Genomic DNA, 14,355 nt, shown 5'->3' on the forward strand with positions numbered 1-14,355 from the left:
GCTGCGAGGGCGGCTGCGCGGTCGCGGTCTGGCTCGGCATCTGCGGCGTCGAAGCCGCCGCCATCCGGCCGGGCTTGGGGCGTGCGGCGGATGCATCGTCGCCCGGCAGCGTCATGGTCGGGACCGGCGAGATCGGGGACGATTCCGCCTGGGCCTCGCGCTGGACCGCCGGGGGCGGGGTGTCCGGCCGGACCACGACGGTGCGGACCTTGCGCGGCTGGCCGAACACGTCGAACGAGGCTGAGCCCGGCGTGAGGTTGGCCGTCTCGCCGCGATCCTGTGCCGACCGATCCTGCCCTTGCGCCGCGCGGGCGGCCTGGGCCACGTCGAGGGGCTGCTCCTCGCGGTTGACGATGCGGATCTGGCTGTCCTTGGCCTTAGGCTCGTAGATCTGGCGGTTCTGGTCCGGGATCTCGACGCCGTCGGCGACCTTCGGCGCGACCTTCACCGGCGAGGTGTCGGCCTGGATCACCGGCACGCCGCCGCCGCTGCCGCCGCGGCTCAGGCCCTTGTAGGTCAGTGCGCCGGTCACCGCGACGACGACGACGGCGACGCCCGCGCCGACCGTGATCAGCCGCCGGCGCGGCTTCACCCGCTTCAGGCTGCGCTGGTCGTAGGCCTCGGAACCGCCGTCTTGGTAGGTCTGCGCGTCGCCGTAGGCCACCGGCTGGTCGGAGCCGTGGTCGACCGAGGCGAGATACTGGTCGAACGCGTCGGCCGGGGTGTTGCGCTGCGGCTCGGCGTAATCGTTCGGATGATGGGCGGCCTCGTTGCCGAAGCTTGGCTCCTGGCGGCCGCGATGGGCGGACGCCTGGGGCGCGGGCTCGCGCCGGTCGTCGCGGGCGGCGAGGAGGGCGCGGAAAGGATCGTCCTGGCCGACGATGCGGGCGAGTTCCGCCAGCGGGTCGGGCTTCTGCGCGGCAGGTTCGACGGCCCGCGGGGCCGGCGAAGGCTGCTGCAGATCGCGCGCGAAGGCGTCGAAATCGACAGGCGCACGCGAAGCGTTCGTCATGGCAGCATCCTCATCCTACGCCGACTTAGGGGGCGCACTCATCGCATCGCGTCCGGAGCGCTCACGCCAAGCACGGCGAGACCGGATGCCAGGACGCCTCGCAGCGCTTCGATCAGCGCCAGCCTCGCCCGAGTCGACTTTCGGTCGGTTGGATTAACAAACCGTAATTGCGGCAAGTCTTTGCCCTTGTTCCAGAAACTATGCAGGCTGCTCGCCGTTTCATAGAGGTGGAACGCGATCCGGTGCGGTTCGTGGGCGGCGGCGGCCGCCTCCAGCACGCGGGGGTATTGCGCGATCAGCCGCAGCATCTCGGCCTCGCCCGCATCGGACAGCAGCGCGAAGTCCGCATCCCCCAGCGCCGCCGCATCGGCGGGATCGAAGTCGGGGAACGCCTCGCGTGCCTGCCGCTGCACCGAGCGGATGCGGGCATGGGCGTACTGGACGTAGAAGACCGGGTTGTCCTTCGACTGCTCGACCACCTTGGCGAGGTCGAAATCGAGGGTCGCGTCGTTCTTGCGGTAGAGCATCATGAAGCGGATCGCGTCGCGGCCGACCTCGTCGATGACCTCGCGGAGCGTCACGAACTCGCCCGAGCGCTTGCTCATCTTCACGGGCTCGCCCGCGCGCAACAGCCGCACCAGCTGGCACAGCTTCACGTCGAGGCTCGCCCGCCCGTCGGTGACCGCCTTCACCGCCGCCTGCATGCGCTTGACGTAGCCGCCGTGGTCGGCGCCGAGGACGTCGATCAGCTCGGTGGCGCCGGCGAGGTACTTCGCCCGGTGGTAGGCGATGTCGGAGGCGAAGTAGGTGTAGGAGCCGTCCGACTTCAGCAGCGGCCGGTCGGTGTCGTCGCCGAAATCCTTGGTGCGGAACAGGGTCTGCTCGCGGTCCTCCCAATCCTCCGGCACCTGCCCCTTGGGCGGCGGCAGGCGGCCCTCGTAGACGAGGCCCTTCTCGCGCAGCTCCGCGAGCAGCGCCGCGACCGCGCCGCCGCCCTCCCCCTGCAGGGTGCGCTCGGAGAAGAACACGTCGTGGTGGATGCCGATCGCGGCGAGGTCCCCGCGGATCATCGCCATCATCGCGGCGATGGCGGTCTCGCGCACCACCGGCAGCCATTCGGATTCCGGTTGCCCGAGCAGCGCGCGGCCGTGGGTCTCGGCCAGAGCCTGGCCGACCGGGACGAGGTAGTCGCCGGGATAGAGACCCTCGGGGATCGCCCCGACCTCCTCGCCCAGCGCCTCGCGGTAGCGCAGGTAGGCGGAGCGGGCGAGCACGTCGACCTGGGCGCCGGCGTCGTTGATGTAGTACTCGCGCGTCACCTGCCGGCCGGCGGCGACGAGGAGGTTGGCCAGCGCGTCGCCGAACACCGCCCCGCGGCCGTGCCCGACATGCATCGGGCCGGTCGGGTTGGCCGAGACGTACTCGATGTTGACCGGGCCGCCCGCCATCCGTCCGCGCCCATAGCCGGCGGGATCGGCCAGCACGCCGCGCAGAACGCCGTGGAACACGGTGGGCGCGAGGCGCAGATTGATGAAGCCGGGGCCGGCGACCTCGGCTCCGACCACGCGCGGGTCCGTGCGCAGCTCGGCGGCCAGCGCCTCGCCCAACGCCTTCGGGTTGGTCTTGGCCTCCTTGGCGAGCACCAGGGCGGCGTTGGTGGCGAGGTCGCCGTGGCTCGCGTCGCGCGGCGGCTCGACCACGACCCGGGCGAGGTCGAGGCCTTCGGGCAGCGTCCCGCCGCGGACCAGCGCCTCGACGGCCTCGCGCACGCGCGCCTCGAACAGGGCGAAGATGTTCATGATCGTGTCAAATCCGCTCGCACCGGCGCCCGACGATGCGACGGTGTCTCATCCCCGCGCCATAGCAAGGGGGGGCGGAGGTGTCACGGCAGGGACGGCTCCGCGGCGCTGGTCCACCCTTGCAGGACCGTGCGCAGCGGCTCCGGCAACGCGACGGGCCGGCGGGTGGCGCGGTCGACGTAGACGTGCACGAAGAAGCCCTCGGCTGCGGCCTCGTCGGCGTCGCCGCGGAACAGCCCGATCTCGTAGCGCACGCTCGACCGGCCGATCCGCGCGACGCGCACGCCGGCGGTGACCACGTCCGGGAAGGCGATCGGCGCGTGGTAGCGGCAGCCGGTCTCGACGACGAGGCCGATCACCGGGGATCGCGCGATGTCGAGCACGCCGGCCTCGACCAGCAGGCCGTTCACCGCGGTGTCGAAGAACGCGTAGTAGACCACGTTGTTGACGTGCCCGTAGACGTCGTTGTCGGCCCAGCGCGTGCCGATCGAGACGTGGCGCGGATAGGACGCCCGGTTCGTGGCGGCGCGGAGTGAGGTGGCGGCGTTCGGGGCAGGCGTCTCGCGCATCGCGGCGTCCATCGGGCAGGGCACGTGATGCCCGGTCTACCAGATCGCGGGCGGCGTTTCGCGCATCCGGGCGGCTCGATCCGCACCCGGGATCGCTTCCCGGCTGGGCGGATCGCGCGCATCGCCTGAGCAACCCGCGGAGATTTTGTGCAGAGCCGCGTCCGCGATTTGACGGGCTGGTTCGAGCGGTTACCGTTCCCCGTCTCGGGCCCGCCGCGAGCGGGTCGGGTCGCGTTCGGAAGAGGTGGCCGATGGACGAACCCGCCGCAGCGATGAATGTCGGGGTCTTCATCCCGATCGGCAACAACGGCTGGTTGCTCTCCGAGAATGCTCCGCAATACAAGCCGAGCTTCGCCCTCAACAAGGCGGTGACGTTGAAGGCCGAGGGCTACGGCCTCGACTTCGCCCTGTCGATGATCAAGCTGCGCGGCTTCGGCGGCAAGACCGAGTTCTGGGACCACAACCTCGAATCGTTCACGCTGATGGCCGGGCTCGCCGCCGTCACCTCGCGGATCAAGCTCTACGCCACGGCGCCGACTCTGTGCTTCCCGCCCGCGATCACGGCGCGGATGGCCGCGACGATCGACTCGATCTCCGAGGGACGCTTCGGCCTCAACCTGATCACGGGCTGGCAGAAGCCGGAATATTCGCAGATGGGCCTCTGGCCCGGCGACGCCTTCTTCGCCGACCGGTACCGGTACCTCTCGGAATACGCGCAGATCCTGCGCGAGCTCTGGGAGACCGGGCGCAGCGACCTCAAGGGCCAATACTTCCAGATGGACGATTGCCGCCTGAGCCCGCGGCCGCAAGGTGCGATGAAGGTGATCTGCGCCGGCCAGAGCGAGGCCGGCATGGCCTTCACCGCAACCTACGCCGACTACAATTTCTGCTTCGGCAAGGGCGTGAACACCCCTACCGCCTTCGCGCCGACGGTCGCGCGCCTCGAGGCCGCCAAGGCGAAGACCGGCCGCGACGTCTCCTCCTACGTGCTGTTCATGGTGATCTCCGACGAGACCGACGCCGCCGCTCACGCCAAGTGGGAGCACTACAAGGCGGGCGCGGACCAGGAGGCGATCGCCTGGCTCGGCGTGCAGGGCGCGGCCGACACGAAGTCCGGCGCCGACACCAACGTGCGCCAGATGGCCGACCCGACCTCGGCGGTGAACATCAACATGGGCACCCTCGTCGGCTCGTTCGAGAGCGTGGCGCGGATGCTCGACGCGGTGATGACCGTGCCCGGCACCGGCGGGGTGCTGCTGGTGTTCGACGATTTCCTGAAGGGGCTCGACGATTTCGGGCAGAAGATCCAGCCGCTGATGCAGACCCGCCGGCACGTCGCCGCGGCTGCGGCGCCGCTCTCCGAGGTCGCGTGATGGAGGCGCCCGCCGGATACCGCGACGCCGCCGGCCGCTTCGGCGGCGTGACGCTGCCCGCGCGGCCCGAGCCGATCGCCTTCGCGCCCGAGGCCACCGCGCTCATCGTCGTCGACATGCAGAACGCCTACGCGACGAAGGGCGGCTACCTCGATCTGGCCGGCTTCGACGTGTCGCAGACCGGGCCGGTGATCGGCCGCATCGCCGCCGCCGTCGCGGCCGCGCGGGCGGCCGGCATCGTCGTGCTGTGGTTCCAGAACGGATGGGACGCCGACTACGTCGAGGCCGGGGGGCCGGGCTCGCCGAACTGGCACAAGTCCAACGCGCTGAAGACCATGCGCCGGCAGCCGGGGCTGAACAGCCGGCTGCTGACCCGCGGCACCTGGGACTACGACCTCGTCGACCCGCTGAAGCCGCAGGCCGGCGACATCGTGATGGGCAAGCCGCGCTACAGCGGCTTCTACAACACGGCGCTCGACAGCACCCTGCGGGCGCGCGGCATCCGCACCCTGATCTTCACCGGAATCGCCACCAACGTCTGCGTGGAATCGACCCTGCGCGACGGGTTCTTCCTCGAATACTTCGGCATCGTGCTGGCTGACGCCACCCACCAGGCCGGCCCGCCGAGCCTGCAGGAGGGCGCGCTCCTCAACATCGAGGCGTTCTTCGGCTGGGTCTCGGACGTGGCGGCCTTCGAGAGGGCGCTCGGTGCCGAGCCGCGTCGCACCGAAGCCGCTGAGTGATTGCCAACGGAAAGTCCCGAACACAATGCCCAAGACCGTCGTGATCCCGCCGGGCACCGGCAAGCCCCTGGCGCCCTACGTGCCCGGAACCCTGGCCGACGGCGTGCTCTACGTCTCGGGCACGCTGCCGCTCGACGCCGACGCCAACGTCGTCCATGTGGGAGACGCGTCGGCCCAGACCCGCCACGTGCTCGAGACGATCAAGGGCGTCGTCGCGGCCGCCGGCGGGACCATGGACGACGTGACCTTCAACCACGTCTTCCTGAAGGACTGGGCCGACTACGCGGCGATCAACGCGGTCTATGCCGAATACTTCCCCGGCGAGAAGCCGGCGCGCTACTGCATCCAGTGCGGGCTGGTGAAGCCGGACGCGCTGGTCGAGATCGCCTCTGTGGCGCATGTCGGCAGGCCGGTCGGCGCGCTCGCCGTCGACACCTCAGTCTGATGCCGGTCCATCACGACGTCGCCGGCGACGGCGCGCGGACCGTCCTGCTCTCGCCGGGGCTCGGCGGGATGGCGGGTTACTTCGCGCCGCAGATGCCCGCGCTGGATCCGCACTTCCGCGTCCTGACCTACGACCATCGCGGCACCGGCCGCTCGAAGGGCCCGCTCGAGCCCGGCCACGACATCGCGGCGATGGCGGAGGACGCGCTGTCGGTCCTCGACGCCACCGGCACCGCGAGGGCGGACGTCGTCGGGCACGCGCTCGGCGGGCTGATCGCGCTGCAATTGGCGCTCAACCACCCGACGCGCGTCGGGCGCATCGTCGTGATCAACGGCTGGGACGCGATCGATTCCGCGACGCTGCGGTGCTTTTCCGCCCGCAAGGCGCTCCTGAACCATGCCGGCCCCGAGGCCTTCGTCCGCGCGCAGGCGATCTTCCTCTATCCCGCCCGGTGGCTGTCCGAGAATGCCGCGCGGGTGGCGGCGGACGAGGCGCATGCGCTGGCGCATTTCCCCGGGCCCGAGACGGTGCTCGCGCGGATCGGCGCGCTGGAGCGCTTCACCCTGGCCGGGCGGCTCGGCGCGATCCCGCACGAGACCCTGGTGATGGCCGCCCGCGACGACGTGCTGGTGCCCTACACCGCCTCCGAACGCCTCGCCGCCGGCCTCGCCAAGGCCCGCCTCGACCTCGTGGCCGAGGGCGGCCATGCCCACAGCGTCACGCGGGCGGAAGCCTTCAACCGGACGCTGCTCGACTTCCTGCTCTGATTGGGCGGAAACTCTCCGAGGCCGGCTCGAACAGCGGCACCTGGCGCATCTCCGGCACCAGCACCAGGCCCCTGTCGGTGATGCGGATCTGCGGGATCACCGAGAGCGGGATCAGGTTGAAGCCCATGTAGGGGATGGTGCAGCCGGCCCGCTCCCAGGCGACCTTCAGGGCGCGGACCTCCTCGGCGACCGCGCCGACGCGCTTGTCCGAGAGCAGGCCCGCCACCGGCAGCGGCACCATCGCGCCGACCGCGCCGTCCTCGACCACGCAGACCCCGCCCTGATGCGCCGCGACGGCGTCGACCGCGACCCGCATGTCGGCCGCGTTCAGCCCGGCGACGATGAGGTTGTGCGAATCGTGGCCGACGCTGCTCGCCACCGCGCCGCGCTTCAGCCCGAAGGCGCGCAGCAGCCCGTGCGCGGCGTGGCCGCCGAGCCCATGCCGCTCTACCACGGCGACGTGGCACAGATCGTTCTCGGCGAGCGTCGTCGGCCAGTCCGCGGAAGGCGTCAGGGCCACGCGCTCGTGGACGAGCTCGATGCCGGGCAGCGTCGTGCGGATCGCGTTGACGGTGCAGGGGGCTTCCGGCAGCGTCGGGATCAGCGACGGCACCGGCACCGGCAGGTGGACGGTGGCGTAGGCGCGCGCCGGGTAGCGGTAGGGGCGCGACAGGGCCGCGTCGAGGCGCGGCGTGATCAGGCGGTTCTCGACCACCAGCTCGCCGCCGTACCAGGTCGATTGCGGCACGAGGTCGTCGTCGAGCAGCACGAGGTCGGCCCGCCGGCCGCCGCCGAGGCCGCCGATCTCGCCGTCGAGGCCGTAGCGCGTCGCGGGGTGCAGCGAGCCCATCGACCAGGCCGCTGGCTTCGGGATGCCCATCCGCACCGCCTCGCGCACCACCCAGTCGAGCCCGTAGGCGAGGAGGTCCTCGGCGTCGCGGTCGTCGGTGCAGCAGCAGACTCGCTTCCAGGCGGCGCCGTAATCGACCACCGTGCCGATCGCCTTCGGCAGCGAGTGCCACGGCGTCGTCGGCGGCCCGCCGCGCAGGAAGATCCAGATGCCGGCGTCGAGCAGGTCGTCGGCGATGTCGCGGTCGATCGCCTCGTGGGTGTCGGTGACGCCGGACGCGGCGTAGGCGGCGACGAAGTCGCGGCCGTAGATGTGGCCCGAGACCGGGCGCCCGCGCGACAGCGAAGCCGCGATGATCGCGTGGGCGCGGGGATCGCCCTCGGCGACCGCGACGAAATCCATCTTCTCGCCCAGGCCCAAGGCCTCGGGCCAGGCGTCGAACAGGGCGGCGATCTTCTCGGCGGTGAGGTCGCCGCCGGCGGTCTCCAGCTCCGGCGTCGTCGCCGGCACCGTGCTCGGCACGGTGAGGTAGATGTTGAGCGCCGCCGCGCGGGCATCCTCCAGCATCCAGGCGACGCCGTCGGCATCGAGCACGTTGCCGATCTCGTGGCTGTCGCAGACGATCGTCGTCGTGCCGTTCAGAAGTGCCGCCTCGGCGTAGGCGCAGGCGGTGATCATGCTGCTTTCGATGTGCAGATGCGGGTCGACGAGGCCCGGCGCGATCAGCCCGCCGCCCGCATCGAACCGCGCCGCGCCGCTGCGATGGCTGCCGGCGGGCTTCACCGCGGCGATCCGGCCGCCCGCGATCCAGACCTCGCGCTCGGGCAGGATGCGGTCGGAATAAGTCGAGAGCACCCGCGCGCCGGCGATCACGAGGTCCGGCTCGGCCCGGCCCGACGCCACGTCGGCGAGGCGGCGCGTCATCTGCGCGAGCGGCGCGACGGAGAAGCGGTTCAGCGGCGCTGGGGACATCGGGTCGGACACTCTCGCGGGCGGATGGAGGCGATCCGGGCACGCATCGTGCCAGGGCGGCCGGACCGGTCGACAGGACCGAGGTTCCACCCGAGAGGCGGCGAAACCATGCCCGACTTCGATCTCGCGATCCGCGGCGGCACCGTCGTCACCGCCGCCGACACGCTGCGTGCCGAGATCGGCATCCGCGACGGCCGCATCGTCGCGGTGGCCGAGCGGGTGGCGGACGCGGCCCGGACCATCGACGCGTCCGGGCTGCTGGTGCTGCCGGGCGGCATCGACAGCCACGTCCACATCGCGCAGCCCTCGGGCCCCGGCATCGTCATGGCCGACGACTTCGCCTCGGCGACGCGGGCGGCCGCCGCCGGCGGCAACACCTGCGTGATGCCGTTCGCGTTGCAGCCGCGCGGCGGCTCCCTGCGCGCGGCGGCCGAGGCCTATCGCGGTCTGGCCGAGGGGCAATGCCACGTCGACGCGGCGATCCACCTGATCGTCTCGGACCCGACCGAGGCGGTGCTCGGCCAGGAGCTGCCGGCGCTGATCGCCGCCGGCTACACCTCGTTCAAGGTCTTCATGACGTACGACGACTTGGTCCTGAACGACCGGCAGATCCTCGACGTGTTCGACGTCGCCCGTCGCGAGGGCGCCCGCGTGATGGTCCATGCCGAGGGCTACGACGCGATCCGCTACCTCGGCGAGCGCCTGGAGAAGGCCGGGGAGACCCGGCCCTTCGGCCATGCGCTGTCGCGGCCGCAACCGGTCGAGCGCGAGGCGGCGCATCGGGCGATCAGCCATGCCGAGCTGGTCGACCTGCCGATCGTCATCGTCCACGTCTCGGGCGAGCAGGCGATGGAGCAGATCGCGTGGGCGCAGGGGCGCGGCCTGAAGATCCATGCCGAGACCTGCCCGCAATACCTGACGCTGACGGCCGACGACATGAAGGGGATCGGCGACGACCCGATGTCGGGCGCGAAGTACGTCTGCTCGCCGCCGCCGCGGGATGCCGCGAGCCAGGCGGCGATCTGGTCCGGCCTGCAGCGCGGGATCTTCGACGTGGTCTCCTCCGACCATTGCCCGTTCCGCTACGACGACCCCCAGGGCAAGCTCAACCCGCGCGGAAGAACCTCCTTCCGCTGGATCCCGAACGGCATCCCCGGCATCGAGACCCGGCTGCCGGTGCTCTTCTCCGAGGGCGTGTCGAAGGGCCGGATCTCGCTGAACCAGTTCGCCGCGCTCACCGCGACGAACCACGCCAAGCTCTACGGCCTGTATCCGAAGAAAGGCTCGATCGGCCCCGGCTTCGACGCCGACCTGACCCTGTGGGACCCGAACCGCCGCGAGAAGATCACGCAGGCGGCGCTCCATCACGGCGCCGACTACACCCCCTGGGAGGGGTTTTCGGTGACCGGCTGGCCGGTGATGACGATCGCGCGCGGGCAGGTCGTCGCCGAGGACGGCCGGGTGCTGTCCGTGCCGGGCCAGGGCCGCGTGCTCGACCGGAGCATCGTGCCGGGCTGAAGGTCAGGCCGCCCCGGTATCCCGAAAGATCCGGTCCGGTGCGAACGGCGTCGCGGTGAGCCGCGCGCCGGTCGCGTCGCGGATCGCGTTAGCGAGCGCCGGGGCGACCGGGTTGAACGGGCTCTCGCTCATCGATTTCGCGCCGAGCGGGCCGATGCTGTCGTGGGTGTCGGCGAACAGCACCTCGGTCGCCGGCACGTCGGCGCAGGCCGGGATGTGGTAGTTCCGGAACGTCTGGGTGATCACGCGGCCGGCCTCGTCGAGACGCACGTCCTCGTACAGCGCCGCGCCGAGGGCCTGCGCGACGCCGCCCTCGACCTGCCCGCGGCACTGCATCGGGTTGATTACGCGGCCGGCATCGGCCGCGTGGACGCTGCGCAGGATCCGGACCTCGCCGGTCCCCGGATGCACGGCGACCCGGAACGCCTGGACGTTGAAGGCGACCGAGCGCGGCGAGCCGTCGGCCCGGCCTTCCGCTTCGAGCGGACCCTCGGCGATGAGGTCGGCCAACGCGATGCGGCCCCCCGGAACGATCACGTGGTCGCCCTCGAGGCGGCAGTCGGCGGTCGCGGCGCCCGCCTGCGCCGCCGCCCGGGTCAGGATCGCGCGCGCGAGCGCCTCCGCCGCGTTCAGCGTCGCGCGCCCCGCCACGACGATGCCGGTGCTGCCGTAGGCGCCGGTGTCGTGGCCGACCGCGTCGGTGTCGGAGGCGCGGATGCGGATGCGGTCCGGCGCGGTGCCGAGGGCGGCGGCCGCGATCTGCGCATGCACGGTGGTGGTGCCGTTTCCGAACTCGGCGGTGCCGACCGAAAGCTCGTAGACGGCGCCGTCGGAAGGGTCGCCATCACCGCGACGGACCCCCTCTCCCGTGCGGTGGAGGGCTGGGGTGAGGGACGAGGACGCGCAGGAGAGGCCATGCCCCTCACCCTGTCCCGCTTCCTCTGGGAGAGGGGACCCGCGATCGGGTGGCCCGGACAGGGAAAGGCGGATGCGCGCGTCCGAAAAATGCCCGCGCGGGGGGATCGTGTCGATCATCGCCATCGCCATGCCCTCGCCGACACGCCAGCCCTCCGGAGCCGGGTCGCCGCCGGGGGCCGCCATCGCGCGCTCGGCGAGGTCGAGGCACTGGTCGAGGCCGTAGCTGCCGTATTCGACGTCGTGCGGCTCCAGGCTGGTCGAGACCATCGGGTCGCCGGGCCGCACCGCGTTGCGGCGGCGCATCGCGTAAGGGTCGAGGCCGAGGTCGCGGGCGAGCTCGTCCATCGCCGATTCGACGGCGAAGATCGTCTGGCTGAGGCCGTAGCCGCGGAAGGCGCCGGCCGGCAGGGTGTGGGTGTAGACGGCGTAGCCGTCGACGCGCTTGTTCGGGCAGCGATAGGCGCCGATCACCTCGTTGGTGCCATGGTGGAGCACGCCGCCGGCATGGTTGCCGTAGGCCCCGGTGTTCGAGACGACGTCGAGCTGGATCGCGGTGAGCGTGCCGTCGGCTCGCGCGCCGAGCTTCACCCGGACCCGCATCGGATGGCGGGTGGTGGTGGCGGTGAACTGCTCATGGCGGGTGAGCTCCCACTTCACCGGGCGCCCGGTGCGGAGCACCGCCAGCGCGACGAGGTCCTCGGTGAGCATCTCCTGCTTGCCGCCGAAACCGCCGCCGACGCGGGCCGCCATCACCCGCACCTGCGATCGGTCGAGGCCGAACAGCGTGCAAAGCGCGTCGCGGGTCAGGAACGGCACCTGCGTCGAGGAGCGGATCACGAGGCGGCCGTCCACGTCCCGCCAGCCGATCGCGCCGTGGGTCTCGAGATGGGCGTGCTGCACCCGCTGCGAGAGATAGGTGCCCTCGTGGATGCGGTGCGCCTCGGCAAAACCCGCCTCGACGTCGCCGACCAGGCCGTGGGCCTCGGCCGCGAGGTTCGCGCGGAACGCCTGCGGCGGCGCGTCCGCCCCCGACACGACCCCGCCGTGGACTCGCGTCGCGTCGGGCCGCATCGCATCCTCCGGGTCGAACACCGCCGGCAACGGCTCGTAGGCGACAGCGAGCGCCCACACGCCGGCCTCGGCCGCGGCTTCCGTCTCGGCGACCACCGCGGCGACGCGCTGGCCGACGAAGCGGACGGTGTCGTCGAGCACGCGGGTGTCGGGCGCGTCGTCGGCCGGGTTCTCGTGCCGGCCGGTGGAGAAGCGCAGGTTCGGCACGTCCGCATAAGTGAGCACCGCGACGACGCCCGGGAGCGCCAGGGCCGCCGCGCGATCGATCGCGACGATCCGCGCGTGCGCGTGGTCTGAGCGCAGCACCCGCATGTGCAGCAGGCCCGGCATGGCGAGGTCGAAGGTGTAGCCGGCGCGGCCCGACACGATGTCCGGCGCCGCGGGCGCCGGCACGCTGCGCCCGATCGGGTCGCTCGCGGTCGCCGCCTCGGCCGAGGCGATGCCGGCGATGGCGTCGCGGATGGCGCGGTAGCCGGTGCAGCGGCAGAGATTGCCCTTCAGCGCCGCGCCGAGGTCGCGCTTCTGGCCCTGGTCGAGGGACGCCGCCGTCATGATCATCCCGGGCGTGCAGAAGCCGCACTGAAAGCCCTGGGCCGCGACGAAGGCCGCCTGCATCGGGTGCAGCGGGTCCGGCGCCCGATCCGGCGCCCGGTCCGGCACCCCCTGCCCCGGCCGGCACGGGCCGGACAGCCCCTCGATGGTGGTGACGCTGCGCCCCTCGGCCCGGAACGCCGGCAGCAGGCAGCTGTGGATCGGCTCGCCGTCGAGGTGGACCGTGCAGGCGCCGCAATCGCCGGCGTCGCACCCCTTCTTGACGCCGAACCAGCCCTGCTCGCGCAGCAGCGTGCGCAGGCACTGGCCGGGACGCGGCGCCACCTCCTCGGCATGGCCGTTGACGACGATCCTCATGCGCCCTCGCTGAGCTCGGCCCGGATCTCCTCGGCGAGCAGGCCGGTGACGTGGTGGCGCCAATCCGGCGCGCCGTGCACGTCGTCGTACCAGAGCGCGTCGTCGATCCGCGTTGCGATCGCGTCGGCGAGGTCGCGGGCGCTCGGCGGCGCCGGGAAGACGAGGCGCACCGGGCGGCGGGTCGAGGCCGTGACGGTGACGACGCGCGTGCCGTCGGCGTCCCGCGTGCCGATCAGCAGGGCGCCGGAGCGGCCGTTCGGGCTCAGCGAGATCCGGCGGAAGGCCGCGCGCCGCTTGAGGGCCGAGGCCGGCATGTCGAGGCGCAGCAGGACCTCGTCCGGGGCGAGCGCGGTCGCCTGCGGCCCGAGCACGAACTCGGCCACCGCCATCCGGCGCTCGCCGCCCGCGCCGGTGCGGATGGTGCAGACGCCGTCGAGCGCCACGGCGAGCGCGATCATCGGCCCGGCGGGCAGCGCAAGGCAGAGGTTGCCGCCCACGGTCGCCCGGTTCCAGATCTTGAACGAGCCGAGCAGCGCCCGGCAGCTCTGCCCGACGAGCGGCGCGGCGATCCAGGCGGGCGGCAGCTCGATCCGGTCCAGCTCGGCGATCGTGCAGGTGGCCGACAGGCTCAAGCCCGCTTCGGTCGCCGCGCTCGGCGGAAGCGCCAGGGCGGTGAGGTCGATCAGCCGCGCGAGATGCGGCTGCGGCTCCGAGAACAGCCAGGTGCCGCCGGCGAGCCACGCGTCGCCCGCGCGCCAGCCCGGCAGCGAGCCGGGCTCCCGCGGGGTGAGGACCGAGCTGATCGTATCGAGATCCATGCGGCTGCGCCCAAGCAAGTCTTCGTCCAACCGCCTGCGCGATCAGCGGCGTGCGTCGACGACGCCGTCCACGAGATTCAGCCCGAGCAGCAGCTCGGACGGGAATGCGGTGCGGACCACCGGCTCCACCCGGATCTCGGGCGCGAGGCACGCGGCCTCCGCCCTGCGGGCCGCGACGGCGTCCGCGATCGAGACCGCGGCGAAGCGCAGCCGGGTGCCGGCCTGGGCCTGGGCGAGCCGCCCGAGGTCGGGGCCGATCACCGTGGCGATCTTCGGGTAGCCGCCCGTCGATTGCCGGTCGGCCATCAGCACGATCGGCAGCCCCTCGCCCGGCACCTGGATCGCGCCCATGGCGATGCCGTCGGAGACGATGTCGTGGCCGCGTGCATGGGTCAGGCGCGGGCCGTCGAGGAAGCACGCCATGCGGTCGCCGCGCCCGGCGACCGTCCACGGGCCGTCGAGGAACGCCGCGATCTGGTCCGCCGCGAAGGCGTCGTCCTGCGGCCCGAGCACCACGCGGATCGTGTCGGCCGGCCGGTCGAGCCAGGGCGCGACCAGGGCCTGCGGATCGCCGGCGCCGGCGCGCGCCGC

General features: G+C 72.3%; 12 protein-coding genes. 5 read left to right on the forward strand and 7 right to left on the reverse strand.

What is annotated here, in order from left to right; genetic code table 11:
* From FV230_RS14670 to FV230_RS14685, 3 genes are all read right to left on the reverse strand, one after another.
* Positions 1-1,012 (reverse strand): SPOR domain-containing protein (locus tag FV230_RS14670; protein ID WP_187275510.1); only part of this gene is annotated, 1,012 nt, incomplete at its 3' end.
* Positions 1,013-1,050: 38 nt separating this feature from the next.
* Positions 1,051-2,811 carry an arginine--tRNA ligase gene (argS, locus tag FV230_RS14680; protein ID WP_147842922.1) on the reverse strand — a complete coding sequence of 587 codons (1,761 nt, stop codon included), beginning with the start codon at positions 2,809-2,811 and terminating at the stop codon, positions 1,051-1,053.
* Between the two features lie 83 nt (positions 2,812-2,894).
* The gene (locus tag FV230_RS14685; RefSeq protein ID WP_210248631.1) at positions 2,895-3,380 is read right to left on the reverse strand and encodes a thioesterase family protein; all 486 of its coding nucleotides are present in this window, start codon (positions 3,378-3,380) and stop codon (positions 2,895-2,897) included.
* A gap of 272 nt (positions 3,381-3,652) precedes the next feature.
* Between FV230_RS14685 and rutA the strand changes: the two genes are divergently transcribed.
* The 4 genes from rutA to rutD are packed head-to-tail and all read left to right on the forward strand — an operon-like array spanning position 3,653 to position 6,708.
* Positions 3,653-4,753, forward strand: coding sequence for a pyrimidine utilization protein A (gene rutA / locus FV230_RS14690; protein ID WP_147842930.1), 1,101 nt, complete (start codon positions 3,653-3,655; stop codon positions 4,751-4,753).
* A complete protein-coding gene (gene rutB, locus FV230_RS14695; protein WP_147842924.1) occupies positions 4,753-5,496 on the forward strand; it encodes a pyrimidine utilization protein B in 744 nt (247 codons plus the stop codon). The genes rutA and rutB overlap by 1 nt, the downstream gene beginning before the upstream one ends.
* A 25-nt stretch (positions 5,497-5,521) precedes the next feature.
* Entirely contained in the window at positions 5,522-5,941 is a 420-nt protein-coding gene (gene rutC, locus FV230_RS14700) for a pyrimidine utilization protein C (protein ID WP_147727583.1), read from the forward strand.
* Positions 5,941-6,708: a pyrimidine utilization protein D gene (gene rutD, locus FV230_RS14705; protein ID WP_147842925.1), complete on the forward strand. Its 768-nt coding sequence runs from the start codon at positions 5,941-5,943 to the stop codon at positions 6,706-6,708. Before rutC ends, rutD begins: the two co-directional genes overlap by 1 nt.
* On the opposite strand, the gene FV230_RS14710 is transcribed toward rutD, so the two are convergent.
* Positions 6,677-8,530 (reverse strand): adenine deaminase C-terminal domain-containing protein, encoded by a 1,854-nt coding sequence (locus FV230_RS14710; protein ID WP_147842926.1) that lies wholly within the window; start codon positions 8,528-8,530, stop codon positions 6,677-6,679. The genes rutD and FV230_RS14710 overlap by 32 nt on opposite strands.
* A 108-nt stretch (positions 8,531-8,638) precedes the next feature.
* On the opposite strand from FV230_RS14710, the gene hydA reads away from it, so the two are divergent.
* A complete protein-coding gene (gene hydA / locus FV230_RS14715) occupies positions 8,639-10,048 on the forward strand; it encodes a dihydropyrimidinase (protein WP_147842927.1) in 1,410 nt (469 codons plus the stop codon).
* Positions 10,049-10,051: 3 nt separating this feature from the next.
* Here the strand turns inward: hydA and FV230_RS14720 are convergent, their stop codons facing one another.
* From FV230_RS14720 to FV230_RS14730, 3 genes are all read right to left on the reverse strand, one after another.
* Positions 10,052-12,946 (reverse strand): molybdopterin cofactor-binding domain-containing protein, encoded by a 2,895-nt coding sequence (locus FV230_RS14720; protein WP_147842928.1) that lies wholly within the window; start codon positions 12,944-12,946, stop codon positions 10,052-10,054.
* The gene (locus tag FV230_RS14725) at positions 12,943-13,764 is read right to left on the reverse strand and encodes an FAD binding domain-containing protein (RefSeq protein WP_147728322.1); all 822 of its coding nucleotides are present in this window, start codon (positions 13,762-13,764) and stop codon (positions 12,943-12,945) included. The genes FV230_RS14720 and FV230_RS14725 overlap by 4 nt, the downstream gene beginning before the upstream one ends.
* 42 nt (positions 13,765-13,806) lie before the next feature.
* Positions 13,807-14,355: biotin-dependent carboxyltransferase family protein (locus FV230_RS14730; protein WP_147842929.1), on the reverse strand; the 549-nt coding region annotated here is incomplete at its 5' end.

This window comes from Methylobacterium sp. WL6, from assembly GCF_008040095.1.
Taxonomy (GTDB): domain Bacteria; phylum Pseudomonadota; class Alphaproteobacteria; order Rhizobiales; family Beijerinckiaceae; genus Methylobacterium.